Raw genomic sequence first — 25,509 nt, 5'->3', positions numbered from 1 at the left:
TCAAACCCGCATCGGAATGCCCTCGCGGGCCATGAATGCCTTCGCCTCGGCCACCGTGTGCTGGCCGTAGTGGAAGATGCTCGCCGCCAGCACCGCGTCGGCATGGCCGATGCGGATGCCGTCGGCCAGATCCTGCAGCCCGCCGACGCCGCCCGAGGCGATCACCGGCACGCCGACCGCGTCGCTGACCGCGCGGGTCAGCTCCAGATCGAAACCACTCCTGGTGCCGTCGCGGTCCATGCTGGTCAGCAGCAGCTCGCCGGCGCCGCGGCGCGCCATTTCGCGCGCCCACTCGACCGCGTCGAGCCCGGTCGCCTTGCGCCCGCCGTGGGTGAACACCTCCCAGCGCGGCGGCTCGCCCGGTGCCGAGCTGCGCTTGGCGTCGATCGCCACCACGATGCACTGCGAACCGTAGCGCGCGGTGGCATCGGACACCAGCTGCGGATTGCTGATCGCCGACGAATTGACGCTGATCTTGTCCGCGCCGGCATTGAGCAGCCGGCGCACGTCCTCGACGGTGCGCACGCCGCCGCCGACCGTCAGCGGAATGAAGACCTGCGAGGCCACCGCCTCGATGATGTTCAGCATCAGGTCGCGGCCGTCGCTGGTCGCGGTGATGTCCAGGAACGTGATTTCGTCCGCGCCCTGTTCGTCATAACGGCGCGCGATCTCGACCGGATCGCCCGCGTCGCGCAATTCGACGAAGTTGACCCCTTTGACCACCCGCCCATTGGTCACGTCCAGGCAGGGGATGATACGTTTGGCTAGCATCGGAATCCTTGCCACGCGGCGCGCCAGTGCGGCACGACGCGGGCAGCAGCGCCCCCCGGGCGCAATGGCGACGGCTTACTTGTCCGCGCCCAGTTTGTCCGCGAGCGCCTGCGCGTCCGCGAAATTCAGGTCGCCGGAGTAGATCGCGCGGCCGCAGATCACCCCTTCGACGCCTTCGCTCTCGACCGAGCACAGCCGGTCGATATCGCTCATGTTCGACAGGCCGCCGCTGGCGATCACCGGGATCGACACCGACTGGGCCAGCTTGACCGTCGCATCGATGTTGATGCCCTGCAGCATGCCGTCGCGGCCGATGTCGGTATAGATGATCGCCTCGACGCCGTAGTCCTCGTACTTGCGCGCCAGGTCGATGACCTCGTGGCCGGTCAGCTTGCTCCAGCCGTCGGTGGCGACCTTGCCGTCGCGCGCATCGAGGCCGACGATGATGTGGCCGCCGAACGCCGAGCACGCGTCCTTCAGGAAGCCCGGGTTCTTGACCGCGGCGGTGCCGATGATGATGTACGACAGGCCGTCGTCCAGCCAGCGCTCGATGGTGTTCAGGTCGCGGATGCCTCCGCCGAGCTGGACCGGGATCTCTTCGCCGACCTCGGCAATGATGGCCTTGATGGCCGCCTCATTGCGAGGCTTGCCGACGAAGGCGCCGTTCAGGTCGACCAGGTGCAGACGGCGCGCGCCCTGTTCCACCCAATGTCGTGCCATGGCGGCGGGCTCTTCGGAGAAGACGGTGGCCTGGTCCATATCGCCTTGTTTGAGGCGTACACACTGACCGTCCTTCAGGTCGATGGCCGGAATGAGCAACATAAGCGTGACGAGCGTGTTGAAGTAAAAAGGTTGTCCTGGCGTGACCGGCGCTGCCGGCCCGGGCTTGCCTGCGTCGAACGGCTTGGTGAATCAGGGCTTCCAGTCCACGAAGTTCCGGTAGAGCTGCAAGCCAAGCGCCGCGCTCTTCTCGGGGTGGAACTGCGTGGCAAAAATATTATCCCGGGCCACCGCGCTGGTAAACACGACGCCATATTCGGTTTCCCCGGCAGTATGGGCGGAATCGCGCGGCTGCACATAGTAGCTGTGTACGAAATAGAACCAGCTCTGATCGGGAATACCCTGCCACAGCGGATGCGGCCGGGTCTGGCGAACGCGGTTCCAGCCCATCTGCGGCACCTTGTAGCGCGAGCCGTCGGGCTGCGTCATGCCGTCGAGCTCGAAGCGCACCACCTCGCCCGGCATCAGGCCCAGGCATGGCGTGCTGTCCGCACCGGCCCTACTTTCCCTGCTCGCTTCGAACAGCATCTGTTCGCCAACGCACACGCCCAGCAGCGGCTTGCTGTCCGCGGCCTCGAGCACGGCCTCGCGCAGCCCGGAGGCGTTCAGCGCCGCCATGCAGTCGGGCATCGCGCCCTGGCCGGGCAGCACCACGCGCTCGGCGGCACGGATGCCCTCGGGCGCATCGACGACACGCACATCGGCGTCCGGCGCCGCACGGCGCAGCGCCTGCGCCACCGAGCGCAGGTTGCCCATGCCGTAATCCACAATTGCAATCGTAGTCATGATGTTGGAAACGGCCGTGGCATCGCGCGGCCGTCCCCTCGGAAACGGTGGGGGTGGTGGAGTCCGGTAGAGATCGATGGAGATCGGTCCGCGTGATCGTCGGCGGTAGGACTGTCCGGCCCTCGATCACGCCGGTAGCGATATCAGAGCGTGCCCTTGGTCGACGGAATCGTGTTGGCCGCGCGCGGGTCCAGCTCCACCGCCATGCGCAGCGCCCGGCCGAAGGCCTTGAACACCGTTTCGCATTGATGGTGGGCATTGATGCCGCGCAGATTGTCGATATGCAGGGTCACGCCGGCATGATTGACGAAGCCGCGGAAGAACTCGATGGTCAGGTCGACATCGAAGCTGCCCACCCGTGCCCGGGTGAACGGCACGTGGAATTCCAGCCCCGGCCGGCCCGAGAAATCGATGACCACGCGCGACAGGCATTCGTCGAGCGGCACGTAGCTGTGCCCGTAGCGCGTGATGCCCTTCTTGTCGCCGATGGCCTTGGCCACCGCCTGCCCCAGCGTGATGCCGACGTCCTCGACCGTATGGTGGTCGTCGATATGGGTGTCGCCCTTGGCCTCGACCTCGAGGTCGAACATGCCATGGCGGGCGATCTGGTCCAGCATGTGGTCCAGGAAGGGAACGCCGGAAGCCAGCAGCTGGCGTCCGGTGCCGTCCAGATTCAACGCGACGCGGATCTGGGTCTCGGAGGTATTGCGGGTGACCTCGGCAACACGCATGGTGCTAATCCTGCAGCGAGGCGGCAAACGCCTCGAGAAACTGCGCATTTTCTTCGGGGGTGCTGACCGTCACGCGCAGACAGTTGGCCAGCAATGGGTGCATTTTACTCACGTTCTTGATCAGCACCTTGCGCGCGAGCAGCCGATCGAAAATTCGCGCGGCATCGGGCACGCGCGCCAGCAGGAAATTGCCGGCACTCGGAAACACCGTCACGCCGGGGTGCGCGGCCATCGCCGCGGCCACGCTGGCGCGCTCGGCGCGCAGCTGCGCGGCCTGTTCGTCGAGCACGTCGACATGCTCGAGCACAAACAGCGCGGTCGCCTCGGTCAGCACGTTGACGTTGTATGGCGGGCGGACCTTGTCGATCTGCGCGAGCCAGGCCGGATCGCCGGCCAGGTAGCCGAGCCGGATGCCGGCCAGGCCAAGCTTGGACACGGTACGCATCACCAGCAGGTTGCCGAACTCCGGCAGCCGCGGCATCCAGCTGTGCTGCGCGAACGGCTGGTAGGCCTCGTCGACGACCACCACGCTGTGGCAGACCTCGCCCTGCGCGGCGCGCACGATCGCCTCCATATCCTGCTCGTCGAACAGCGTGCCGGTCGGATTGTTCGGATAGGCGAGATAGATCACCGCCGGCTTGTGCTCGGCCATCGCGGCCAGCATCGCCTCGCGGTCCAGCGTGAAGTCCGCGCGCAGCGGCACGCCGACGAATTCGAGGCCGGTGAACTGCGCCGACATCGCATACATCACGAAGCCGGGCACCGGCGCCATCACCTTGGCGCCGGGCCGTGCGACCGCGAGCGCCAGCATGCTGATGATCTCGTCCGAGCCGTTGCCGAGCAGGATCTCCATGCCGGCGGGCACGCCCATCACGGTCTTGAGCCGCGCGCGCAGCGCCTCGCTGGTCGGCACCGGATAACGGTTCAGCGCGACCTCGGCGAGCCGCTTGCCCAGCTGTTCGCGCAACTCGGCAGGCAGCCGGTACGGGTTCTCCATCGCGTCGAGCTTGATCAGACCGTGCGAATCGGCCACGTGATAGGCGCCCATGGCGCGGACGTCGTCACGGATGATTCGCTCGATCAGGGAAGGCTCGACTGCTGACATGGTTTCCTCTTCGGTGGGGGAGTGAGGGGGCGGCACACCGGGGCGGCGCACCGGCCCGGCACGCACGCCCCGGCAATTCAACTGCGCTTGAGGCGGTATTCGGCGCTGCGGGCATGCGCCTGCAGGCCTTCGCCATAGGCCAGTTCTGCCGCGATCTGGCCCAGCATCTGCGCGCCCGTCTCGCTGACCTCGATCAGGCTCGAGCGCTTCTGGAAGTCATAGACGCCCAGCGGCGACGAGAAGCGCGCGGTGCGCGAGGTCGGCAACACGTGGTTCGGCCCCGCGCAGTAGTCGCCCAGCGATTCGCTGGTGAACTGGCCCAGGAAGATCGCGCCGGCGTGGCGGATCTTCTCGGCCCACTGGCGCGGATTGAGCGCGGAGATCTCCAGGTGCTCGGGCGCGATCGCATTGGCGATGTCGCAGGCCTCGTCCATGTCGCGGACCTTGATCAGCGCGCCGCGGCCGCCGATCGAGGCCGCGATCACGTCGCGGCGCGGCATGTCGTCGAGCAGGCGGCGGATGCTGTCCTCGACCTTCAGCAGATAGCCGGCATCCGGGCACAGCAGGATCGACTGCGCCATCTCGTCGTGCTCGGCCTGCGAGAACAGGTCCATCGCCACCCAGTCCGGGTCGGTGCTGCCGTCGCAGATCATCAGGATCTCGGACGGGCCGGCGATCATGTCGATGCCGACCGTGCCGAACACGCGGCGCTTGGCCGCGGCGACATAGGCATTGCCCGGGCCGACGATCTTGTCGACCTGCGGCAGCGTCTCGGTGCCGTAGGCCAGCGCGCCGACGGCCTGCGCGCCGCCGATCGTGAACACGCGGTCGACGCCGGCGATCGCCGCGGCGGCCAGCACCAGCGGATTGCGCACGCCGCCCGGGGTCGGCACCACCATGATCACTTCCTTGACGCCGGCGACGCGGGCCGGAATCGCGTTCATCAGCACCGACGACGGATAGGCCGCCTTGCCGCCCGGCACATAGAGGCCGACGCGATCGAGCGGCGTCACCTTCTGGCCCAGTACGGTGCCGTCGGCCTCCGCGTATTCCCAGCTATGGCTGCCGCATTCGATCTTCTGCTTCTCGTGGTAGGCGCGCACGCGCGCCGCGGCCGCCTCGAGCGCGGCGCGGCGCTTGGGCTCGAGTTCCTCGAGCGCGGCGTCCATCTCGGCCGGCGACAGTTCCAGCGCGGCCAGCGACTCCGCCTCGACGCGGTCGAAGCGCAGTGTGTATTCCAGCACCGCGGCATCGCCGCGCACCTTGACGTCGGCCAGGATCTGCGCAACGGCGCGCTCGATGGCCTCGTCCTCGCCGGCCTCGAAGGCCAGCAGCTGGCGCAGCCGCACGGGGAAGTCCGTGCTGGCCGAATCCAGTCGGCGAATGTTCAGGCTTTGTTCGTTCATGATTCCCTTCCCCGGGCCGTCGGCCATGGCATCACGCCACGGCCGCGGAGGCCCGTTCAAACGCTTCGAGGATCGGCGCCAGCCGCTCGCGCTTGAGCTTGAGCGCGGCCTGGTTGATCACCAGCCGCGACGAGATCTGCACGATCTCCTCGACTTCCACCAGATTGTTGGCGCGCAGCGTGCCGCCGGTGCTGACCAGGTCGACGATCGCATCGGCCAGTCCAACCAGCGGACCGAGCTCCATCGAACCGTACAGCTTGATCAGATCGACGTGGACGCCCTTCTTGGCGAAGTGCTCGCGCGCGGTCTGCACATACTTGGTCGCCACCGCCAGCCGCGCGCCCTGGCGCACCGCGCGGGCATAGTCGAAGCCCGCCGGCACCGCCACCGACATGCGGCAGCGCGCGATATTCAGGTCGATCGGCGCATACAGGCCGGCCATGCCGTGTTCCATCAGCACGTCCTTGCCGGCCACGCCGAAGTCGGCGGCGCCGTACTGCACATAGGTCGGCACGTCGGAGGCGCGCACGATGATCACGCGCACGTCCGGGTCGGTGGTCGGCAGGATCAGCTTGCGGGAGGTTTCCGGGTCTTCGGTGACCTCGATGCCCGCGGCCGCCAGCAGCGGCATGGTTTCGGTAAAGATCCGGCCCTTGGAAAGGGCCAGGGTCAGCTGGTTCGGAGATGGGCTCATCGTCTTGTTCGTCGCTGGGTCAGCCGGCGATGCGCCGAATGCGCGCACCGACTGCCGACAGCTTGTCTTCCATGCGGTCGTAGCCGCGGTCCAGATGATAGATGCGGTCGATCACCGTTTCGCCGTCGGCGATCAGGCCGGCAATCACCAGGCTGGCCGAGGCGCGCAGGTCGGTCGCCATCACGCGGGCGCCGGACAGGCGCGGCACGCCGGTCACCACCGCGGTATTGCCTTCGACCGCGATATTGGCGCCGAGCCGGTTCAGCTCCTGCACGTGCATGAAGCGGTTCTCGAAGATCGTCTCGGTGACGCGCGCGGCGCCATCGGCCACGCAATCGAGCGCCATGAACTGCGCCTGCATGTCGGTCGGAAAGGCCGGATATTCGGAGGTCCGGAAGCTGACCGCGCGCGGGCGCTGGCGCATCGACAGCCGCACCCAGTCGGCGCCGCGCTCGATCGTTGCGCCGGCTTCGACCAGCTTGTCGAGCACCGCGTCGAGGATGCCAGGCGAGACATCGCGTACCACGACCTCGCCCAGTGTCGCCGCGGCTGCACACAGGAAGGTGCCAGCCTCGATGCGGTCGGCGATCACCGCATGCTCGGCGCCGTGCAGCCGCTCGACGCCCTGGATCACCAGCCGGTCGGTGCCGATGCCTTCGATCCGTGCGCCCATGGCGACCAGAAGATTGGCCAGGTCGGTCACCTCGGGCTCGCGTGCGGCGTTCTCCAGCACGGTCTCGCCGTCGGCCAGCGTGGCGGCCATCAGCAGGTTCTCGGTGCCCGTCACCGTGATCATGTCGGTGACGATGCGCGCGCCCTTGAGCCGGCGCGCGCGGGCGTGGATGAAGCCGTGCTCGATGGCGATCTCGGCGCCCATCGCCTGCAGGCCCTTGATGTGCTGGTCCACGGGGCGCGCGCCGATGGCGCAGCCGCCGGGAAGCGACACCCGCGCCTCGCCCAGGCGCGCGACCAGCGGTCCGAGCACCAGGATCGACGCGCGCATGGTCTTGACCATCTCATACGGCGCCTCGGGCGAGGCGATCTCGCGCGCGTCCAGCGTCAGCTGCGTGCCGTCCTGTTCGATGCGCACGCCCATCTGGCGCAGCAGCGCCAGCATGGTGCGCACGTCGTGCAGACCGGGGACATTGCGCAGCGTCAGCGTGTCGGCCGTCAGCAGGCTGGCGCACAGGATCGGCAGCGCGGCGTTCTTCGCGCCCGACACGCGGATCTCGCCGCGCAGCGGGCCGTTGCCGTGTATTTGCAGTTGATCCATGAGGGATACGCAGGTACGCGGCCGCTCAGCCGCGGCCCGGCTGGCCGCCCTGGTCGCCCTGCCCGCCTTGCCATTCGGCGGGCGTCAGCGTCTTCATCGACAGCGCGTGGATCTCGGCCCGCATGCGGTCGCCAAGCGCGGCATAGACGCGCTGATGGCGCTGGATCAGCCGCTTGCCCTCGAACTCGGCGCTGACGATCGTGGCGAAGAAGTGCTGGCCGTCGCCCTCCACTTCAAGGTGTTCGCAGGGCAGCCCCTGGGCGATGTAGTCCCTGACTTGTTCCGGTGTAGGCAGCATGGTGAATCTCGTTTCGTCTGTGTGCGTCCCCGCTGTCGCGCGTGTCGGTCCGGCCTGGTCTCGCAAGATCAGTGCCGCAGCTTGTAGCCGCTCTGCAGCAGCCGCAGCGCGATCGTCGCGACCACCGCGAAGGCGCTCGCCACCACGGCCAGGCTGAACCACGGCGACACGTCGGAGACGCCGAAGAAGCCATGGCGGAACCCGTCGATCATGTAGAAGAACGGATTGGCGTGCGATACCTTCTGCCAGAACGCGGGCAGCGAGTGAATCGAATAGAACACGCCGGACAGGAAGGTCGCCGGCATGATCAGGAAGTTCTGGAAGGCGGCCAGCTGGTCGAACTTCTCGGCCCAGATGCCGGCGATCAGCCCCAGCGTGCCCAGCATGCCGGCGCCGAGCAGCGCGAACACGACGATCCACGCCACGTTGGCCACATGCAGGTCGGCGAACCACACCGTCACCAGCAGCACGCCGAGTCCCACCGCGAGCCCGCGCACGATGGCCGCGGTCACGTAGGCCCCGAACATCTCCCAGTGCGACAGCGGCGGCAGCAGCACGAACACCAGGTTGCCGGTGATCTTGGACTGGATCAGCGACGACGAACTGTTGGCAAACGCGTTCTGCAGGATGCTCATCATCACCAGCCCGGGCACCAGGAAGGCGGTGTAGCTGATCTGGTCGTAGACCTGGACGCGGTCCTCCAGCACATGGCCGAAGATCAGCAGATAGAGGATCGCGGTGAGCACCGGCGCGGCCACGGTCTGGAAGCTGACCTTCCAGAAGCGCAGCACTTCCTTGTACAGCAGCGTGCGAAAGCCGACCAGGCCGCCCACCGCCATCGGCGCCAGGTGCCGGCTGTCGTCGCCGCCGCCGTTGCGCGCGTCCTGTTGCGCGTGATCGAGTCCGGCAGGATGTTTCATACCGGGCTCTCCAGCGAGGAAGGGGTGGTATTGACCGGTTCGGCCGGGTCCGTGGCGCGCTTGCCGCCGTCGCCCTTGCCTTGTCCGTCCCCACCTTCGCCTGCGCCCGGGTCACCGGAAGCCTGCTTGCGCCCTTCCCTGCCCATGATCTGCACGAATACGTCCTCGAGGTCCGCCTTGTTGATTTCCATGTCTTCGATTTCGCAGCCCGCCTCGCGGCAGGCCGCGAGGATCGGTTCGACCACCTGGTAGCCGGACAGCCGCAGCCGGATCGCGCGCTCGCCCGGATTGGAGGGCATCCGCAGCGGCTCCAGCGAGGCCGGCAGGCGTCCGGCCGACAGCGTCAGCACCAGCTGCAGGCCGGCGAACTGGCTCAGCAGGCTGCTGGTGCGGTCCAGCGCCACCACCTCGCCGAACTTGAGCATCGCGATGCGATCGCACAAAGCCTCGGCCTCTTCCAGATAGTGGGTGGTCAGGATGATGGTATGACCTTCGCGGTTCAGCCGGGAGATGAATTTCCACAGCGTCTGGCGCAGTTCCACGTCGACGCCTGCGGTGGGTTCATCGAGCACGATCACCGGCGGACGATGCACCAGCGCCTGCGCGACCAGCACGCGGCGCTTCATGCCGCCCGACAGCTGGCGCATGTTGGCGTCGGCCTTGTCGGTCAGGTCCAGGTTGGCCATGATCTCGTCGATCCAGTCGTCGTTGCGGGTCAGGCCGAAATAACCCGACTGCAGGCGCAGCGTCTCGCGCACCGTGAAGAACGGATCGAATACCAGCTCCTGCGGCACCACGCCGAGCATGCGGCGCGCCAGCCGGTAATCGCCGACCACGTCGTGGCCGTGCACGCGTACCTGGCCCGAGTCGGCGCGGTTCAGTCCCGCGAGGATCGAGATCAGCGTGGTCTTGCCCGCGCCGTTGGGGCCGAGCAGGCCGAAGAATTCGCCGCGCTCGACGCTGAAGCTGACGCCCTTGAGCGCCTGCAGATTGCGGTAGCGCTTGCGGACATCCTGGATTTCGATGGCTTTCATGGCCGATATCGTCTGGCGGGCGTGCGAGCGTCGCGCTGCCGCGCCGGGCTCCTGGAAATGGCGGGGACCGCCTTGGGGGTGTGACAGCAGCCGGACTGGTCGCCCGCCTGGCGTGCCGGCTGCCGGCGTGGCAGGCGCATCGCGCGTTGGCGCGCGGCGGTGCTGACGAACGAATAACCCGGAATTATAGGGGATGCGGGGAAGTCCCCGCTTGGGACGCGGCGCGGGCTGGCGGCCGGCGCCGAGGCATCGCGACGGTGCCGGCCCGGGCCTCGGCCCTGCCCTCACCGCGGATGCCGGTTCAATGTCGATGCAAGGCGGCTTGCTCGAGGGGTACGGCGCCGGATGCCGACGCCGATTCGGCGGCGGGTTCCGCCTCCGTTGCGGCAACCGCTTGCGCCGGTACCGATGCGGGGCTCTGCGGCGACAGGGCCAGCAGCGTATCGACGCCGTACAGGCTGGCCAGTGCGGCCAGTTGCTGCGGCACGCCGACGAAGGACAGCGTCCGGCCGCGCGCGCTGGCGTCGCGATGCAGCGCCAGCATCACGGCCACCGCCGAGGAGTCGACCTGCCCGAGCGCACTGCAGTCGACCTGCGCTTCCCCCTGGGCCACGCGCGCGGCCGCGTCGCGCAGCACGGCGGCGGCGTTGCGGTTGGTCAGCGAGGTTCCGAGTGAAAGCATCGAGGCGGTCGGTAAGGAATCGGGTCGGATCGGATCGGATCGGATCCGATCGGATTTAGAGGCCGGTGCGCGAAAAGCATGCACACCGACCCGGCATTGTAACGCGGCGCAGCATCCACGTGCTGCGCCGCAACGGGTCTTAACCCTTCGCGCTGGCCAGCTGGCGGTTGCGGTCCTGCAGCGTCTTGATCACGCCTTCGATGCCCTGCTGGCTGGCGATCGTATTGAAGCTGCCCTTGTAGGCCTCGGTCAGCCAGGCGCCCAGCACGTTGATGTCGTAGACCTTCCAGCCCTGCGCCGTCTTTTCCAGGCGGTAGTCCATCTGGATCGGCTCACCCTTGTTGATCACCTGGGTGCGCACGGTCACCTCGGTGTCCTCGGGCGCGGCGCGGAACGGACGGAACTGCACGGTCTGGTCCCGGATCTGCGAGACGGCGCCCGCGTAGGTGCGGATCAGCAGCATCTTGAACTCCTCGACGATCTGCTTCTGCTGCTCCGGCGTCGCCTTGGCCCAGTTGCGGCCCATCGCGATCTGCGTGGTCTTCTGGAAGTTGGCGTTCGGCAGGATCTTCTGCTCGACCAGCGCAGTGATCTTGGGAATGCTGCCGGCCTGCATTTCCTTGTCGGCCTTGACGGTGGCCATCACGTCGTCCACCAGGGCCTTGATCAGCCCGTCCGGCGTGGAGGTATCCGCGCTCTGGGCCATGGCCGCGCCCGCCATGGCGAAGGCGGCGATGAAGGGAAGCAACAGTCGCTTGAACATGGTTTTTCCTTGTCTATCTTGTTCCGCCGGGGGCGGCGGGGGGTGCGTACGTTGGAGAGCGCGCACCCCGGGCAAGTTCATGGTGCCGGGCGCGCGTGGCGCTGGCACCCGTTATCACAGTTTGTTGCAGCGGTGACCGGCCACTGACAAAGCCGGTCGACCGCAGTGGCGCACAAGCCTCGCGGCGCCGGCACTCACAGGCCGAGCCGGCCGGGCGTCAGCGACGGCGCCACCGGCGGCACCGGCATGGTCTGACCCGGCAGGCTTTCGCCAGAACCCGAGCTCGGCGGCTTGGGCTCGGCGTCGCGGTCGACGTCATCGTCGTCGCGGTCCGGCGGATTGCCGTCGTAGACCAGGTACTCGCGGCGCTGCAAATAGGCGTCACGCATGAACGAGTAGCGGTCCAGCGCGGCCATCTCGACCAGGCTGCTGGCGCCGAGCAGTTCGGCGCGGGCGCTGACCACGCGCACGCCGATCAGCGTATTGCGCATCCAGACCGGATGCAGGTAGGCGGTCGGGTCGGCCTGCCGGTCCACCAGCATGCCACCGGTGTCGCGCACCGTGCTCGGGCCGAAAAGCGGCAGCACCAGGTACGGCCCGGGCGGCACGCCCCACACGCCCAGCGTCTGGCCGAAGTCTTCCTTGTACTTCGGCAGGCCGGCCGGCGTGGCGATGTCGATCAGGCCGCCGATGCCCAGCACCGTGTTGATCGCCACCCGCATGGTGTCCTCGGCGAAGCGCGTCGGCTTGCCCTGCAGCAGGTTGTTCAGCGCCGAGTAGACATCGCTGACGTTGGAGAACACGTTGCTGACCGCGGTGCGGACCGGCGACGGCACGTAGTCTGCATAGACCTCCGCGATCGGGCGCATCACGCCCTTGTCGAAGTCCTCGTTGATCTTGTTGACTTCGCGGTTGAACGGCTCGAGCGGGTCGCGCGGATTGGCGTCCGGCCCCGTCGCGCAGCCCGCCAGGGCGACCGCCATCGCGCCGGCCAGCAGCCAGCGCCCGTGTACTCCCAAACCCCTCATTTCTCCGCTCCCGTGCCGCCTGCATCGGCCGCCTTGTTGTATAGGAACTGCCCGATCAAATTCTCCAGCACCACGGCCGACTGGGTCATCGTGATCCGTGCGCCGTCGGCCAGCATTGCGGTGTCGCCGCCCGCTTCGAGGCCGATGTATTGCTCGCCCAGCAGCCCCGACGTCAGGATCTTGGCCGACGTGTCCTTGGGAAACTGGTAGCGCTGCTCCAGGTGCATCGTCACCGTGGCCTGGTAGTTCTTGTCGTCGAAGCTGATCTGGGCGACGCGGCCGACCACCACGCCGGCGCTCTTGACCGGCGCGCGCGCCTTCAGCCCGCCGATATTGTCGAAGCGGGCCTGCACGGTGTAGGTGTCCTCGAAGGTGAAGGCGCTCATGTTGCCGGCCTTCAGCGCGAGGAACAGCAGGGCCACGAAGCCGGCCACCACGAACAGCCCCACCCAGAAATCGAGTGCGTTCTTTCTCATCGGAATTCTCTAGTTCAACCAGCGGGATGCGACGGCGCCCATGCGGGGCTCAGGTACTGAACATCAGCGCCGTCAGCAGGAAATCGAGCCCCAGCACGGCGAGCGACGCGATCACCACGGTGCGGGTGGTGGCGCGCGACACGCCCTCGGGCGTCGGCTTGGCCTCGTAGCCCTGGTACAAGGCGATAAACGTCACGGCAATGCCGAAGATAAAGCTCTTGATGACGCCGTTCAGCACGTCGTCGCGCACATCGACGCCGCCCTGCATCTGCGACCAGAACGCGCCGGCATCGACGCCGATCAGCTGCACGCCGACGATATAGCCGCCGAGGATGCCGACCGCGCTGAAGATCGCCGCCAGCACCGGCATCGCGATCACGCCCGCCCAGAAGCGGGGCGCGACCACGCGCTGCAGCGGGTTCACCGCCATCATTTCCATCGCGGTCAGCTGCTCGCCCGCCTTCATCAGGCCGATCTCGGCGGTCAGCGAGGTGCCGGCGCGGCCGGCGAACAGCAGCGCGGTCACCACCGGCCCGAGCTCGCGTACCAATGACAGCGCGACCAGCAGCCCCAGCGCCTGTTCGGAGCCGTAGCGGTTCAGCGTGTAGTAGCCCTGCAGTCCCAGCACGAAGCCGACGAACAGTCCCGACACCGCGATGATCACCAGCGACAGGTTGCCGACGAAAAAGATCTGGTCCGATACCAGCCGGAAGCGCCGCAGCATCGACGGCGACATCGCCAGCATCGCGAAGAACATCCGCGTGGCCATGCCCAGGCCCTCGACGGTCTGGCGCACCGCCGAGCCGATCATCGCGATGACGTTGTAGAGCGCGCCCATTACCGTCCCGCCCCGCCGACGAAGTCCTCGGCGAGCGAGGGCCCGCCGTAGTGGAACGGCACCGGGCCGTCGGCCTCGGCATGCACGAACTGGTGGACGAAGGGGTCGGTCGACGCGCGCAGCGCCTCGGGCTCCCCTTCCGCCGCGATGCGGCCTTCGGCGATGAAATACACGTAGTCGGCGATCTGGAAGGTCTCGTGCACGTCGTGCGACACGATGATCGTGGTGGCGCCGAGCGCGTCGTTCAGCGTGCGGATCAGGCGCGCGGTCAGGCCCAGCGAAATGGGATCGAGCCCGGCAAAGGGCTCGTCGTACATCAGCAGCGAGGGATCGAGGGCGATCGCGCGCGCCAGCGCCACGCGCCGCGCCATGCCTCCGGAGATCTGCGCCGGCATCAGGTCGCGCGCGCCGCGCAGGCCCACCGCGTTGAGCTTCATCAGCACCAGGTCGCGGATCATCGACTCGGGCAGGTCGGTGTGTTCGCGCAGCGGAAAGGCGACGTTGTCGAACACCGACAGGTCGGTAAACAGCGCGCCGAACTGGAACAGCATCCCCATCTGCCGCCGTGCCGCATAGAGGCCCGCGCGGTCCAGCGCCGGAATATCGGCGCCGTCAAAGCGGACGTGGCCGCGCTGCGGCCGCACCTGGCCGCCGATCAGCCGCAGCACGGTGGTCTTGCCGCAGCCGGAGCCGCCCATGACCGCGACGACCTTGCCGCGCGGAATCCGCATGGACAGGCCCGACAGGATGGGCTTGCCGCCCGCCGCATAGGCGAAGTCGACCGCTTGCAGCTCGACGAGGTTGGGTGTGGTTTGGGTCACGTTGGCATCGCGCTAGAGACGGTCGGCATTATAAGTGCTAATACCTATACTCGTCCGTTCGCGTGCCGGGCAATGCGCCCGCGATGAAATGCTGCAGGGCAGCGCGACGTGCACTATCGAGCGACGAAGGGGTGAACACCGGGGTGGAGGCCCGGCGGACGCGCCCGCGGACGCCCCGCCCGACTCAAGGTTCGACCGGCCGGCCGGCCTGGCGCAGGATCACCTGCCACTGGATCGATTCCGAGCGGATCGAGGTGGCGAAGGCCTCGGGCGAGTCGCGCAGCGGCGTCAGCCCGACCGATTCCAGCCGGCGCGCGACGTCGCCCTCGCGCACGACCTCGTCCAGCACCGTGGCCAGCCTGGCGACGATGGCTCGCGGCGTCTTGGCCGGCGCCAGCACGCCCAGCCACGGACCCGCGCCGTAGCCGTCGAGTCCACTCTCATGAAGAGTCGGCACACCCGGCGCCAGCGGCGAACGGGCCGATCCGGCCACGCCGAGCAGCCGCAGCGTGCCCTCCCGCACATGCTGCTGGACCGGCGCGAAATTGCAGAAGCAGGCACTGATCCGGCCCGCCAGCATCTCCTGCACCAGCGCCGCCTCGCCCTTGGCGGTGACCAGCGGCACGCCGTTGGGAATGCCGCGCACCGCGTATTCGGCATACAGATGCGCCGGCGTGCCGGCCTGGGCGGTGCCGACGCTGTAGGCACCGGGATTGGCGCGCACCGCGGCGATCCATTGCTGCGGCGTGCGGATCGGCAGCCGGGCGTCGATCACCAGGAACAGCGGCATCGCCGCCACGCGCGCCACCGGCGTGAAATCGCGGACGACGTCGTAAGGCAGCGGCTCGACGCCGGACTGGATCAGCATCGTCGACTGGTGCAGCAGCAGCGTATGGCCGTCGGAACTGGCCTTGGCCACGACGTCGCCGGCGGTGGTGCCGTTGGCGCTGGGGCGATTGTCGACCTCGACCGGCACGCCCAGCTTGGCGGTCAGCTTCTCGGCCAGCGTGCGCGCGATGGCGTCCGGCACGCCGCCGGCCGGAAACGGCACGACCAGCCGCAGCGGACGGGCGGGGAACGACATCGAGGCGGAGCGCCCGGTGGCGCCCGATGGCGCGGCGGAAGGCGCGGTGGGCTGCGCGGTGGGCTGCGCGCTGGACTGGGCGGCCGGCGGGGCGGCCAGCGCGTCGCTGACCGGGCCGAGGAGAGCCGACAGAAGACACATCACAACCACCGCGCGCCTGGGACCGGCCGCGGCGTGCGGTCGCGCGCCAGGTGCGCCGGTCGCCGTCACGGCGGGGAAGCGCAACGTCGCCTTACCTCGCCAAAGCCGCGCAAGCATGCGTACTTCGGGCATCAAGATCCTCCGGGGCGCCGCGCTGGCGGGCGCCTGGATTGGCTGACAGGGGTGAGCGAGGCAGCGTTGTTCTTGCTTGGGACGATTGTACGAAGCCGCTTACGGCCAGCACAAACCGCGTTAACCATAGCCGGGTCAACCCGGAAGCACATTGTGCCGCGGCGTATCGCCCGGACGCCTCCCCGGGGCGCCCTATAATCCGCGCCATGTCCGATTTCCTGTTGCGGCCGATGGCGGCGGCCGATCTGCCCGAAGTGCTGGCGGTGCAGGCGCAGTGCTACCGCCCCGAACTGATCGAATCGGCCGACGCGCTGGCCAGCCGGCTGGCGCTGGCGCCGACGCTATGCTGGGTCGCCGCGCACGCCGATGCGCCGCAACGGCTTGCCGCCTATCTGCTGACCCATCCGTGGCCGCGCGAGACGCTGCCGCCGCTCGACGGCGTGCTGCGGCACGATGGGGCCGCAGACCATACCCTGACCTGGTTCATCCACGACATGGCGGTCGCGCCTGCGGGACAAGGGCAAGGGCTGGCGAAACGGCTCTATGCGAAGGCGCGGCAGCATGCGATGCAGGCAGGCCTGCGCTGCTCGCGGCTGATCGCGGTCCAGAGCGCGGCGCGCTGGTGGCAGCAGCTGGGCTACGCGCCGGTGGCGCTTGTGGGGGAAGCGGCGACCAGGCTGTCGCGCTATGGGAAGGGGGCGGTGGTGATGGGGAGGGAGATCGGCGGGTAGGGTTGGATGGCGGTGGCATGGCATCCGCCCGCTGCCCTCTCCCCCGGCCCCTCTGCCGCAAGCGGGAGAGGGGAGCCACGCCTACAGCGGACGATACGTAGGCGAACCTGTGGCGCTCGTCCTCTCCTTGCTGGGTTTTCCCTCTCCCGCTTGCGGGAGAGGGTCGGGGAGAGGGCAACCGGGCCCCTCCCCCGCGCCAGCGCCAATCAGCGCGGCAGTTCCGAATGCCCCATCAGGAAGGCATCGACCGAGCGTGCGGCCTGGCGGCCTTCGCGGATCGCCCAGACCACCAGCGACTGGCCGCGGCGCACGTCGCCCGCGGCGAACACCTTCGGCACATTGGTGAAGTAGGCGCGCTCGCCTTCGGTCGACGCCCTGGCGTTCTTGCGCGCATCGGTGTCGACACCGAACGCTTCCAGCATCGAGCCCACCGGGTTGGTGAAGCCCATCGCCAGCAGCACCAGGTCGGCCTTTAGCACGAACTCGCTGTCGGGCACTTCCTGCATGCGGCCGTCCTTCCATTCGACGCGGCACGCCTTCAGCGCGGTAACCTTGCCGTTCTCGCCGATGAATTCCTTGGTCGCCACCGACCAGTCGCGCTCGCAGCCTTCCTCGTGCGACGACGAGGTGCGCAGCTTGATCGGCCAGTACGGCCACACCAGCGGCTTGTTCTCCTCTTCCGGCGGCTGCGGCAGCAGTTCGAACTGGGTCACCGAGACGGCGCCATGGCGGTTCGAGGTGCCGACGCAGTCCGAGCCGGTATCGCCGCCGCCGATCACCACCACGTGCTTGCCGTCGGCACGGATCTCGTTGGGGCCGTCGCCGGCCACTTCCTTGTTCTGCGGAATCAGGAATTCCAGCGCGAAATGCACGCCCTGCAGCTCGCGCCCCGGCACCGGCAGATCGCGCGGCACTTCGGCGCCGCCGGCCAGCACGACCGCGTCGAACTGGTCCATCAGCTCCTGCGCCGAGATGGTTTCGCGCGCGTAGTTCTTGATGCCGGCCGGCAGCTTGCCGTCGGTCACCATCACGCCGGCGCGGAAGGTCACGCCCTCGGCCTGCATCTGCGCCATGCGGCGGTCGATCAGCGCCTTCTCCAGCTTGAAGTCGGGGATGCCGTAGCGCAGCAGGCCGCCGATGCGGTCGTTCTTCTCGAATACGGTGACGTCGTGGCCGGCGCGCGCGAGTTGCTGCGCGGCCGCCAGGCCCGCGGGGCCCGAGCCGACCACGGCCACCGTCTTGCCGGTCTTGTGCGCGGGCGGCTGCGGCTTGACCCAATCCTCTTCCCACGCCTTGTCGCCGATCGCGCGCTCGATCGACTTGATGCCGACCGGGTCTTCGTTGATGCCGAGCGTGCAGGCGGCCTCGCACGGCGCCGGGCAGATGCGGCCGGTGAATTCGGGGAAGTTGTTGGTCTGGTGCAGCACGTCGATCGCCGACTTCCAGTCCTGGCGATACACCAGGTCGTTGAAGTCCGGGATGATGTTGTTGACCGGGCAGCCGTTGTTGCAGAACGGGATGCCGCAGTCCATGCAGCGCGCGCCCTGCACCTTGGCTTCGTTGTCGCTCAGCCGGAACACGAATTCCTTGTAATGCCGGACCCGCTTCGGTGCCGGTTCGTAACTCTCGCTCTGGCGCGGAAATTCGAGAAAGCCAGTCGCCTTGCCCATGTCGCTTCCTTGGGTTGTGCTCGGGGCGCAGCGCGACGCGCGCGCCCCGTTGTGAGGTCATAGTGGTGTGGTGGACCGCGCGGCGGCAGCGATTCGCCACCGTTGCCGCCCGCGCCGTCCCGGCTGCGGTGCCCGCCCTCAGGCGGCGATCGCCTCGCGGTCGCTGTCGCGCGCGGCCTGTTCCTTGGCGTACATCTCGCCCAGCGCCCGCTTGTACTCGGTCGGGAAGACCTTGACGAACTTGCGGCGCGCCGTGGTCCAGTCCGACAGCAGCGCCTTGGCGCGCTCCGAGCCGGTGAAGCGGAAGTGCTGCTCGATGAGGCCGCGCAGGATCACCTCGTCCAGCTGGCGCTTGCCGCCGAACTTGTGCCAGCTGGCCGCGCTCTGGCCCTTCTCCTGGTCGGCGGCGCCCAGCACCGCTTCGAGCGCGACCATCGAGGTGTTGCAGCGCTTGTCGAACAGGCCGTCCTCGTCGTAGACGTAGGCCACGCCGCCCGACATGCCGGCCGCGAAGTTGCGGCCGGTGGCGCCCAGCACCACCACGGTGCCGCCGGTCATGTACTCGCAGCCATGGTCGCCGGTGCCCTCGACCACCGCGACGGCGCCCGAGTTGCGCACCGCGAAGCGCTCGCCCGCGACGCCGTTGAAGAAGGCCTCGCCCGCGATCGCGCCGTACAGCACGGTGTTGCCGACGATGATGTTGCGGGTCGGATCGCCGCGGAACTCGTGCGGCGTGCGCACGATCACGCGGCCGCCCGACAGGCCCTTGCCGACGTAGTCGTTGGCGTCGCCCACCAGGTCCAGCGTGATGCCGTGCGCGAGGAACGCGCCGAACGACTGGCCCGCGGTGCCCTGCAGCTGGATGTGGATGGTGTCGTCCGGCAGGCCCTCATGGCCGTACTGCCGCGCCACCGTGCCCGACAGCATCGCGCCGACGGTCCGGTTGACGTTCTTGATCGGCTGGATGAACGACACCCGTTCACCCTTGTCGATGGCCGCGCGCGACTTGGCGATCAGCACGTGGTCGAGCGCCTTGCCCGATTCCGGCGCCAGGCCGTGGTCCTGCGTATCGGTGTGGAAACGCGGCTGGTCGCCCGGGAACGGCGGCTGATAGAAGATGCGCGAGAAGTCCAGGCCGCGCGCCTTCCAGTGCTCGATGCCGGCACGGGTGTCGAGCAGGTCGGCGCGGCCGATCAGCTCGTCGAAGGTGCGGATGCCCAGCTGCGCCATGATCTCGCGCGCTTCCTCGGCGACGAAGAAGAAGAAATTGACGACGTGCTCGGGCTTGCCCTGGAATTTCGCGCGCAGCACCGGGTCCTGCGTGGCGACGCCGACCGGGCAGGTATTCAGATGGCACTTGCGCATCATGATGCAGCCCTCGGCGACCAGCGGCGCGGTGGCGAAGCCGAACTCGTCCGCGCCCAGCAGCGCGCCGATCACGACGTCGCGGCCGGTCTTCATCTGGCCGTCGGCCTGCACGCGGATGCGGTTGCGCAGGCCGTTGAGCATCAGCGTCTGCTGCGTCTCGGCCAGGCCCAGCTCCCACGGCGTGCCGGCGTGCTTGATCGACGACCACGGCGAAGCGCCGGTGCCGCCGTCATGGCCGGCGATCACCACGTGGTCGGCCTTGGCCTTGGCGACGCCGGCCGCGACCGTGCCCACGCCCACTTCGGAGACCAGCTTGACCGAGATGTCGGCCTGCGGATTGACGTTCTTCAGGTCGTGGATCAGCTGCGCCAGGTCCTCGATCGAATAGATGTCGTGGTGCGGCGGCGGCGAGATCAGGCCGACGCCCGGCACCGAATAACGCAGCTTGCCGATGTAGTCCGAGACCTTGTGGCCGGGCAACTGGCCGCCCTCGCCGGGCTTGGCGCCCTGCGCCATCTTGATCTGGATCTGGTCGGCCGACGCCAGGTATTCGGCGGTCACGCCGAACCGGCCCGAGGCGACCTGCTTGATCTTCGAGCGCAGCGAATCGCCGTCCTTCAGTTCGATGTCGCGCTCGACCACGTCGTCGCCCAGCAGGCTCTTGAGCGTGTCGCCGTTCTTGATCGGAATGCCGCGCAGCTCGTTGCGATAGCGCTTCTCGTCCTCGCCGCCCTCGCCGGTGTTCGACTTGCCGCCGATGCGGTTCATCGCGATCGCCAGCGTGGTGTGCGCCTCGGTCGAGATCGAGCCGAGCGACATCGCACCGGTGGCAAAGCGCTTGACGATTTCCTTGGCCGGCTCGACTTCCTCCAGCGGGATCGCCTTGGCCGGATCGACCTTGAACTCGAACAGGCCGCGCAGCGTCATGTGGCGGCGGCTCTGGTCGTTGATCAGGTTCGCGTATTCCTTGTAGGTCTGGTACGCACCCTGCCCTTCGTTGGCGCGCACCGAGTGCTGCAGCTTGGCGATCGAGTCCGGGGTCCACATATGCTCTTCGCCGCGGATGCGGAACGCATATTCGCCGCCGGCGTCGAGCATGTTCTCCAGCACCGGGCTGTCGCCGAAGGCGTCGCGGTGCAGGCGCAGGGCCTCCTCGGCGACCTCGAAGATGCCGATGCCCTCGACGTTCGACGCAGTACCGTGGAAGTACTTCTGCACCAGCTCGCGCGACAGGCCGATGGCCTCGAAGATCTGCGCGCCGGTGTAGGACATGTAGGTCGAGATGCCCATCTTGGACATCACCTTCTGCAGGCCCTTGCCGATCGCCTTGATGAAGTTCTTGATCGCCTTGTCGGCCGACAGGTCGCCCGACAGGCCGCCGGCCATCTCGGCCAGCGTCTCCATCGCCAGGTACGGGTGCACCGCCTCGGCGCCGTAGCCGGCCAGCAGCGCGAAGTGATGGACCTCCCGCGCCGAGCCGGTCTCGACCACCAGGCCGGTGGACGTGCGCAGGCCCTTCTCCACCAGGTGATGGTGGATCGCCGAGGTGGCCAGCAGCGCCGGGATCGCGACGTGCGACGGATCGACGCGGCGGTCCGACACGATCAGGATGTTGTAGCCCGACTTCACCGCATCGACGGCCTCGGCGCACAGCGACGCCAGGCGCGCCTCGATGCCTTCCTTGCCCCACTGGGCCGGATAGCAGATGTCGAGCTCGTACGAACGGAACTTGCCGCCGGTGTAGTGCTCGATGTTGCGGATCTTGGCGATGTCCTTGAAGTCCAGCACCGGCTGGGACACTTCCAGGCGCATCGGCGGGTTGATGTTGTTCAGCTCCAGCAGGTTCGGCTTCGGTCCGATGAAGGACACCAGCGACATCACCATGTTCTCGCGGATCGGATCGATCGGCGGGTTGGTGACCTGCGCGAACAGCTGCTTGAAGTAGTGGTACAGCGTCTTGTTCTTGGACGACAGCACCGCCAGCGGCGAGTCGTTGCCCATCGAGCCGGTCGCCTCTTCGCCGGACAGCGCCATCGGCGCCATCAGGAACTTGACGTCCTCCTGCGTGAAGCCGAACGCCTGCTGGCGGTCCAGCAGCTTGGCCGCGGGCTTGGCCTCGGAGGCGACATCCTCGGGCTTCGCGTCGATCTCGTCGAGCTTGATGCGCACGGCATCGATCCAGCTCTTGTACGGCTTGGCGTTGGCCAGGTTGTCCTTCAGTTCCTTGTCGTCGATGATGCGGCCCTGCTCCATATCGATCAGGAACATCTTGCCCGGCTGCAGGCGCCACTTCTGCACCACGCGCGACTCGGGGAACGGCAGCACGCCGGCCTCGGAGGCCAGCACCACGACGTCGTCCTCGGTCACGTAGAAGCGCGCCGGACGCAGGCCGTTGCGGTCCAGCGTCGCGCCGATCTGGCGGCCGTCGGTGAAGCAGATCGCGGCGGGGCCGTCCCACGGCTCCATCATCGCGGCGTGGTACTCGTAGAACGCGCGACGGTTGTCGTCCATCAGCGTGTGCTGCTCCCACGCTTCCGGAATCATCATCATCATCGCGTGGACCAGCGGGTAGCCGGCCATCGTCAGCAGCTCGAGGCAGTTGTCGAACGACGCGGTATCGGACTGGCCCGGATAGATCAGCGGCCACAGCTTGGGCAGGTCCTCGCCCAGCACCGGCGACGAGATCGCGCCGGTGCGCGCGTTGATCCAGTTGACGTTGCCCTTGACGGTGTTGATTTCGCCGTTGTGGGCGACCATCCGGTACGGGTGCGCCAGTTCCCAGGCCGGGAACGTGTTGGTCGAGAAGCGTTGGTGGACCAGCGCCAGCGCCGACACGGCGCGCGCATCCTGCAGGTCGCGATAGTACTGGCCGACCTGGTTGGCCAGCAGCAGTCCCTTGTAGACCACGGTGCGCGCCGACATCGACGGCACGAAGTATTCCTTGCCGTGCTTGAGCTTGAGCGCCTGGATCGCGTGGCTCGCGGTCTTGCGGATCACGTACAGCTTCCGCTCGAGCGCGTCCGTCGTCATGATGTCGCGGCCGCGGCCGATGAAGATCTGGCGGATCACCGGCTCGGTCTTGCGCACGGTCGGCGACATCGGCATCGCCGCGTCGACCGGCACGTCGCGCCAGCCCAGCACGACCTGGCCCTCCAGCCGAACGGTGCGCTCGAGCTCCTGTTCGCAGGCCAGCCGCGAGGCGTGCTCCTTCGGCAGGAAGATCATGCCCACGCCGTACTCGCCGGCCGGAGGCAGCGTCACGCCCTGCCTGGCCATTTCCTCGCGATAGAACTGGTCGGGGATCTGGATCAGGATGCCCGCGCCGTCGCCCATCAGGTGGTCCGCGCCCACCGCGCCCCGGTGATCCAGGTTCTCCAGGATCTTCAGGCCCTGCAGGATGATCTCGTGGCTCTTCTTGCCCTTGATATGGGCGACCATGCCGACGCCGCAGGCGTCATGCTCGTTGGCGGGGTCGTACATGCCTTGCGCCTGCGGGCGCTCGGCGCTGGCGTGGGTCTGCAGCGCCTGTTGGGCCTGCTGGGCCTGCTCGGCCGGCGGGAATTGCGATTGGTCCACGGGCTTCGATTCCGGTGAGGGCAGCGCGCCTCGTGTGGCATCGGCCGGAACGGCGTTCGCGTGCAGTCCGGGCGGACGTGGTGGGCAGCGAAGGAGACCGCAGCGGCGTACACAGGACGTGACGCGCCGCACAATGAATGTGGGTGGAGCAAATATAAAAGAATCGTCTGAGGCCCGCAAAAAAATAAAACGGGGTCAGATCATATTAACCGATGCCCTATTTTGGTGAGGGTCATTTATTGGGGACACATTAATATTGCACCATTTCTGGGCGGCGTCCGGCGGCCATGAAGTGACAATTTGTCAGGACGTCGCCGCCCTATCGGGTTCGGCCGGTGCGCGCTTCGGCCGGCCCTTCGGCAGCGGCTGCACGCGCCGGTCCGCGTGGCGCTCCAGGCCGCGCAGGAAGGCCTCGTTGCCGAGCGGCCAGCCGCTGTGCGCGTGCTTGCGCAGCACAGCCAGCGCCGAGGACGACAACCCTTCCGCCGCCAGCGACTGGTAGCGCGACTGGCGCTCGAACGGGGTATTGCCTAGCGCCCAGTAGGCGGAGTGATCGCTTACAAAGGGACTCGCCTCGAGGCCGACGTGATGGCGGTGGCTGCTCCAGCGGTCCTCCTCCGGCGTGTTGGCCTCGCCGGCGCGAACGGCGTTGCCTTCGACATAGAGCATCGCCGGCAGCAGCCAGGCGTCGGGCTCCAGCACCGCGGAGCGGAAGCGCCCTTCCCACAGCGTGCCGGTGCGGCCGGCGACGCGATTGAAGTAACGGGCGTAGCGGCGGCCCACCGCCTGCATCGTCAGGCTCAGCGCGTCGTCGCGCCGGGGCGTCGCTACCAGATGGATATGGTTGGGCCGCAGCCCGTAGGCGTGCACCGCCAGATCGTGCTCGCGCGCGGCCATGCGCAGGCAGTCGAGGTAAAAGCGGTAATCGTCTGGGGTAAGGAAAACCGGCTGGCGGTTGTTGCCACGTTGCAACACCAGTGCCGGCAGGCCGGTCGGAGAGAAGCGGGGAAGTCGAGCCATGGCGCCATCGTGTCGAGGGGATGGCGGGATGATAGCGGATCTGTCCCTATTTTTTGCAGCGGCGATCGATTTGCCCAGAGTTTGCCGAGAGGATGGCCACTCCTTGGGTTTCTCCCCTCCCCTCGCGGGGAGAGGGACGTGGCGGACCACCGGGATGCTCCCCTCTCCCGCTGGCGGGAGAGGGGAGAAAACCCTGCTGGCGTTTGGCGCTTCCATTCTGCCCGCCCACCGGGCGTTTGATGCTTCAGTTCTGCTCGCCCACCGCAAACATCCGCCGATGCTCGCGGATCGCGTAGCGGTCGGTCATGCCGGCGATGTAGTGGGCGATCAGCCGCGGCTGATCGCCGCCGTGGGCCGCCTGGTATTGCGGCGGCAGCAGGCGCGGGTCGCCCATGAAGGCTTCGAACAGGTCGCCGATGATGCGCTGGGCCTTGGCCGACATCCGCATCACCAGATAGTGGCGGTACAGATGGCGGAACAGGAAGCGCTTGAGCGCCTGCGCCTCCTCCCTGACCGTCGGGCTGAAGGCGACCAGCGGCCCGGCGGCGCGCACCGCGTCGATATCGGCCGGGCGCGCGGCGGCGATATTGCGGCGAGTCGTCTCGATCAGGTCGACGATCAGCGTGTTGATCATCCGGCGGACCGTCTCGTTGATCAGCCGGCGGCCGTTGATGCCCGGATAGGCCGCGATGACCTCGGCGCGGTGACGGCCCCACATCGGCACCTCGTCCATCTGCTCGAGCGTCAGCAGCCCCGAGCGCAGCCCGTCGTCGATGTCGTGGTTGTTGTAGGCGATCTCGTCGGCCAGGTTGGCCAGCTGCGCCTCCAGCGACGGCTGCGTGCCCTCGAGGAAGCGCCGCCCCAGCTCGCCCAGCGCGGCGGCGTTGACGCGCGAGCAATGCTTCAGGATGCCCTCGCGCGTCTCGAACGTCAGGTTCAGGCCGTTGAAGCCGCCGTAGCGCTCCTCCAGCTCGTCCACCACCAGCAGGCTCTGCAGGTTGTGCTCGAAGCCGCCGTGGTTCTTCATGCAGGCGTTCAGCGCATCCTGGCCCGCGTGGCCGAACGGCGTATGGCCGAGGTCGTGCGCCAGCGAGATCGCCTCGACCAGGTCCTCGTTCAGCCGCAGGTTGCGGGCGATCGAGCGGGCAATCTGCGCTACCTCGAGGCTGTGCGTCAGCCGCGTGCGAAACAGGTCGCCCTCGTGATTGACGAAGACCTGCGTCTTGTATTCGAGCCGGCGGAACGCGGTGCTGTGGATCACGCGGTCGCGGTCGCGCTGGAACTCGCTGCGCGAGGACGACGCCGGTTCGACATGGACACGCCCGCGCGACTGCGCCGAGTGCGCGGCATAGGGAGCGAGATGGCTTTCGAGATCGGTCAT

At 67.9% G+C, this 25,509-nt stretch carries 22 protein-coding genes and 1 pseudogene; 1 reads left to right on the top strand and 22 read right to left on the bottom strand.

Features of this window, described 5'->3' with window-relative positions; all coding sequences use genetic code 11:
• The 18 genes and pseudogenes from hisF to LRR16_RS14530 form a co-directional block, all read right to left on the bottom strand.
• Positions 1–771: an imidazole glycerol phosphate synthase subunit HisF gene (gene hisF, locus LRR16_RS14615; protein ID WP_006575775.1), complete on the bottom strand. Its 771-nt coding sequence runs from the start codon at positions 769–771 to the stop codon at positions 1–3.
• A 75-nt stretch (positions 772–846) separates the two neighbouring features.
• On the bottom strand, positions 847–1,593 hold the full coding sequence (hisA, locus tag LRR16_RS14610) for a 1-(5-phosphoribosyl)-5-[(5-phosphoribosylamino)methylideneamino]imidazole-4-carboxamide isomerase (RefSeq protein WP_006575774.1): 747 nt from the start codon (positions 1,591–1,593) through the stop codon (positions 847–849).
• Between the two features lie 90 nt (positions 1,594–1,683).
• Positions 1,684–2,337 carry an imidazole glycerol phosphate synthase subunit HisH gene (gene hisH, locus LRR16_RS14605; protein WP_023263297.1) on the bottom strand — a complete coding sequence of 218 codons (654 nt, stop codon included), beginning with the start codon at positions 2,335–2,337 and terminating at the stop codon, positions 1,684–1,686.
• A 143-nt stretch (positions 2,338–2,480) separates the two neighbouring features.
• Positions 2,481–3,068 carry an imidazoleglycerol-phosphate dehydratase HisB gene (gene hisB, locus LRR16_RS14600; protein WP_006575772.1) on the bottom strand — a complete coding sequence of 196 codons (588 nt, stop codon included), beginning with the start codon at positions 3,066–3,068 and terminating at the stop codon, positions 2,481–2,483.
• Positions 3,069–3,072: 4 nt separating this feature from the next.
• The gene (gene hisC, locus LRR16_RS14595) at positions 3,073–4,173 is read right to left on the bottom strand and encodes a histidinol-phosphate transaminase (RefSeq protein WP_232206322.1); all 1,101 of its coding nucleotides are present in this window, start codon (positions 4,171–4,173) and stop codon (positions 3,073–3,075) included.
• Positions 4,174–4,250: 77 nt separating this feature from the next.
• Positions 4,251–5,579, bottom strand: coding sequence for a histidinol dehydrogenase (gene hisD / locus LRR16_RS14590; protein WP_232206321.1), 1,329 nt, complete (start codon positions 5,577–5,579; stop codon positions 4,251–4,253).
• Between the two features lie 31 nt (positions 5,580–5,610).
• A complete protein-coding gene (gene hisG / locus LRR16_RS14585; RefSeq protein ID WP_006575769.1) occupies positions 5,611–6,273 on the bottom strand; it encodes an ATP phosphoribosyltransferase in 663 nt (220 codons plus the stop codon).
• Positions 6,274–6,292: 19 nt separating this feature from the next.
• Positions 6,293–7,546 (bottom strand): UDP-N-acetylglucosamine 1-carboxyvinyltransferase, encoded by a 1,254-nt coding sequence (gene murA / locus LRR16_RS14580; RefSeq protein ID WP_064577025.1) that lies wholly within the window; start codon positions 7,544–7,546, stop codon positions 6,293–6,295.
• A gap of 25 nt (positions 7,547–7,571) precedes the next feature.
• Positions 7,572–7,844 (bottom strand): BolA family protein, encoded by a 273-nt coding sequence (locus tag LRR16_RS14575; protein WP_006575767.1) that lies wholly within the window; start codon positions 7,842–7,844, stop codon positions 7,572–7,574.
• Between the two features lie 68 nt (positions 7,845–7,912).
• Positions 7,913–8,683 (bottom strand): ABC transporter permease, encoded by a 771-nt coding sequence (locus tag LRR16_RS14570; RefSeq protein ID WP_043436578.1) that lies wholly within the window; start codon positions 8,681–8,683, stop codon positions 7,913–7,915.
• 77 nt (positions 8,684–8,760) lie between these two features.
• Positions 8,761–9,798, bottom strand: a complete 1,038-nt coding sequence (locus tag LRR16_RS14565) for an ABC transporter ATP-binding protein (protein ID WP_232206320.1) — start codon at positions 9,796–9,798, stop codon at positions 8,761–8,763.
• 430 nt (positions 9,799–10,228) lie between these two features.
• Positions 10,229–10,480, bottom strand: a pseudogene (locus tag LRR16_RS14560) (lipid asymmetry maintenance protein MlaB); the annotation flags it as partial.
• A 139-nt stretch (positions 10,481–10,619) separates the two neighbouring features.
• Positions 10,620–11,243 carry a phospholipid-binding protein MlaC gene (locus LRR16_RS14555; protein WP_006575763.1) on the bottom strand — a complete coding sequence of 208 codons (624 nt, stop codon included), beginning with the start codon at positions 11,241–11,243 and terminating at the stop codon, positions 10,620–10,622.
• A gap of 194 nt (positions 11,244–11,437) precedes the next feature.
• Positions 11,438–12,271, bottom strand: coding sequence for a VacJ family lipoprotein (locus LRR16_RS14550; protein WP_232206319.1), 834 nt, complete (start codon positions 12,269–12,271; stop codon positions 11,438–11,440).
• A complete protein-coding gene (mlaD, locus tag LRR16_RS14545) occupies positions 12,268–12,747 on the bottom strand; it encodes an outer membrane lipid asymmetry maintenance protein MlaD (protein WP_006575761.1) in 480 nt (159 codons plus the stop codon). Before mlaD ends, LRR16_RS14550 begins: the two co-directional genes overlap by 4 nt.
• A 49-nt stretch (positions 12,748–12,796) precedes the next feature.
• Positions 12,797–13,585 carry a lipid asymmetry maintenance ABC transporter permease subunit MlaE gene (mlaE, locus tag LRR16_RS14540; RefSeq protein ID WP_231906581.1) on the bottom strand — a complete coding sequence of 263 codons (789 nt, stop codon included), beginning with the start codon at positions 13,583–13,585 and terminating at the stop codon, positions 12,797–12,799.
• Complete coding sequence (locus tag LRR16_RS14535; RefSeq protein ID WP_006575759.1) at positions 13,585–14,406, bottom strand: ABC transporter ATP-binding protein; 822 nt, start codon at positions 14,404–14,406, stop codon at positions 13,585–13,587. Before LRR16_RS14535 ends, mlaE begins: the two co-directional genes overlap by 1 nt.
• A gap of 184 nt (positions 14,407–14,590) precedes the next feature.
• Positions 14,591–15,763 (bottom strand): tripartite tricarboxylate transporter substrate binding protein, encoded by a 1,173-nt coding sequence (locus LRR16_RS14530; RefSeq protein WP_232206318.1) that lies wholly within the window; start codon positions 15,761–15,763, stop codon positions 14,591–14,593.
• 206 nt (positions 15,764–15,969) lie between these two features.
• On the opposite strand from LRR16_RS14530, the gene LRR16_RS14525 reads away from it, so the two are divergent.
• Entirely contained in the window at positions 15,970–16,494 is a 525-nt protein-coding gene (locus LRR16_RS14525; protein ID WP_232206317.1) for a GNAT family N-acetyltransferase, read from the top strand.
• A gap of 206 nt (positions 16,495–16,700) precedes the next feature.
• On the opposite strand, the gene LRR16_RS14520 is transcribed toward LRR16_RS14525, so the two are convergent.
• From LRR16_RS14520 to LRR16_RS14505, 4 genes are all read right to left on the bottom strand, one after another.
• The gene (locus tag LRR16_RS14520) at positions 16,701–18,164 is read right to left on the bottom strand and encodes a glutamate synthase subunit beta (protein ID WP_064577030.1); all 1,464 of its coding nucleotides are present in this window, start codon (positions 18,162–18,164) and stop codon (positions 16,701–16,703) included.
• A gap of 138 nt (positions 18,165–18,302) precedes the next feature.
• Positions 18,303–23,108: a glutamate synthase-related protein gene (locus LRR16_RS14515; RefSeq protein ID WP_006578486.1), complete on the bottom strand. Its 4,806-nt coding sequence runs from the start codon at positions 23,106–23,108 to the stop codon at positions 18,303–18,305.
• A gap of 303 nt (positions 23,109–23,411) precedes the next feature.
• Positions 23,412–24,128 (bottom strand): transposase, encoded by a 717-nt coding sequence (locus LRR16_RS14510; protein ID WP_232206316.1) that lies wholly within the window; start codon positions 24,126–24,128, stop codon positions 23,412–23,414.
• A gap of 244 nt (positions 24,129–24,372) precedes the next feature.
• Positions 24,373–25,509: a deoxyguanosinetriphosphate triphosphohydrolase gene (locus LRR16_RS14505; RefSeq protein ID WP_006578484.1), complete on the bottom strand. Its 1,137-nt coding sequence runs from the start codon at positions 25,507–25,509 to the stop codon at positions 24,373–24,375.

This window comes from Cupriavidus sp. UGS-1 (genome assembly GCF_021213615.1).
Taxonomy (GTDB): Bacteria; Pseudomonadota; Gammaproteobacteria; order Burkholderiales; family Burkholderiaceae; genus Cupriavidus.
Note: the sequence above shows the minus strand (reverse complement) of the source record. Positions and strands in the feature narration are given on the sequence as shown.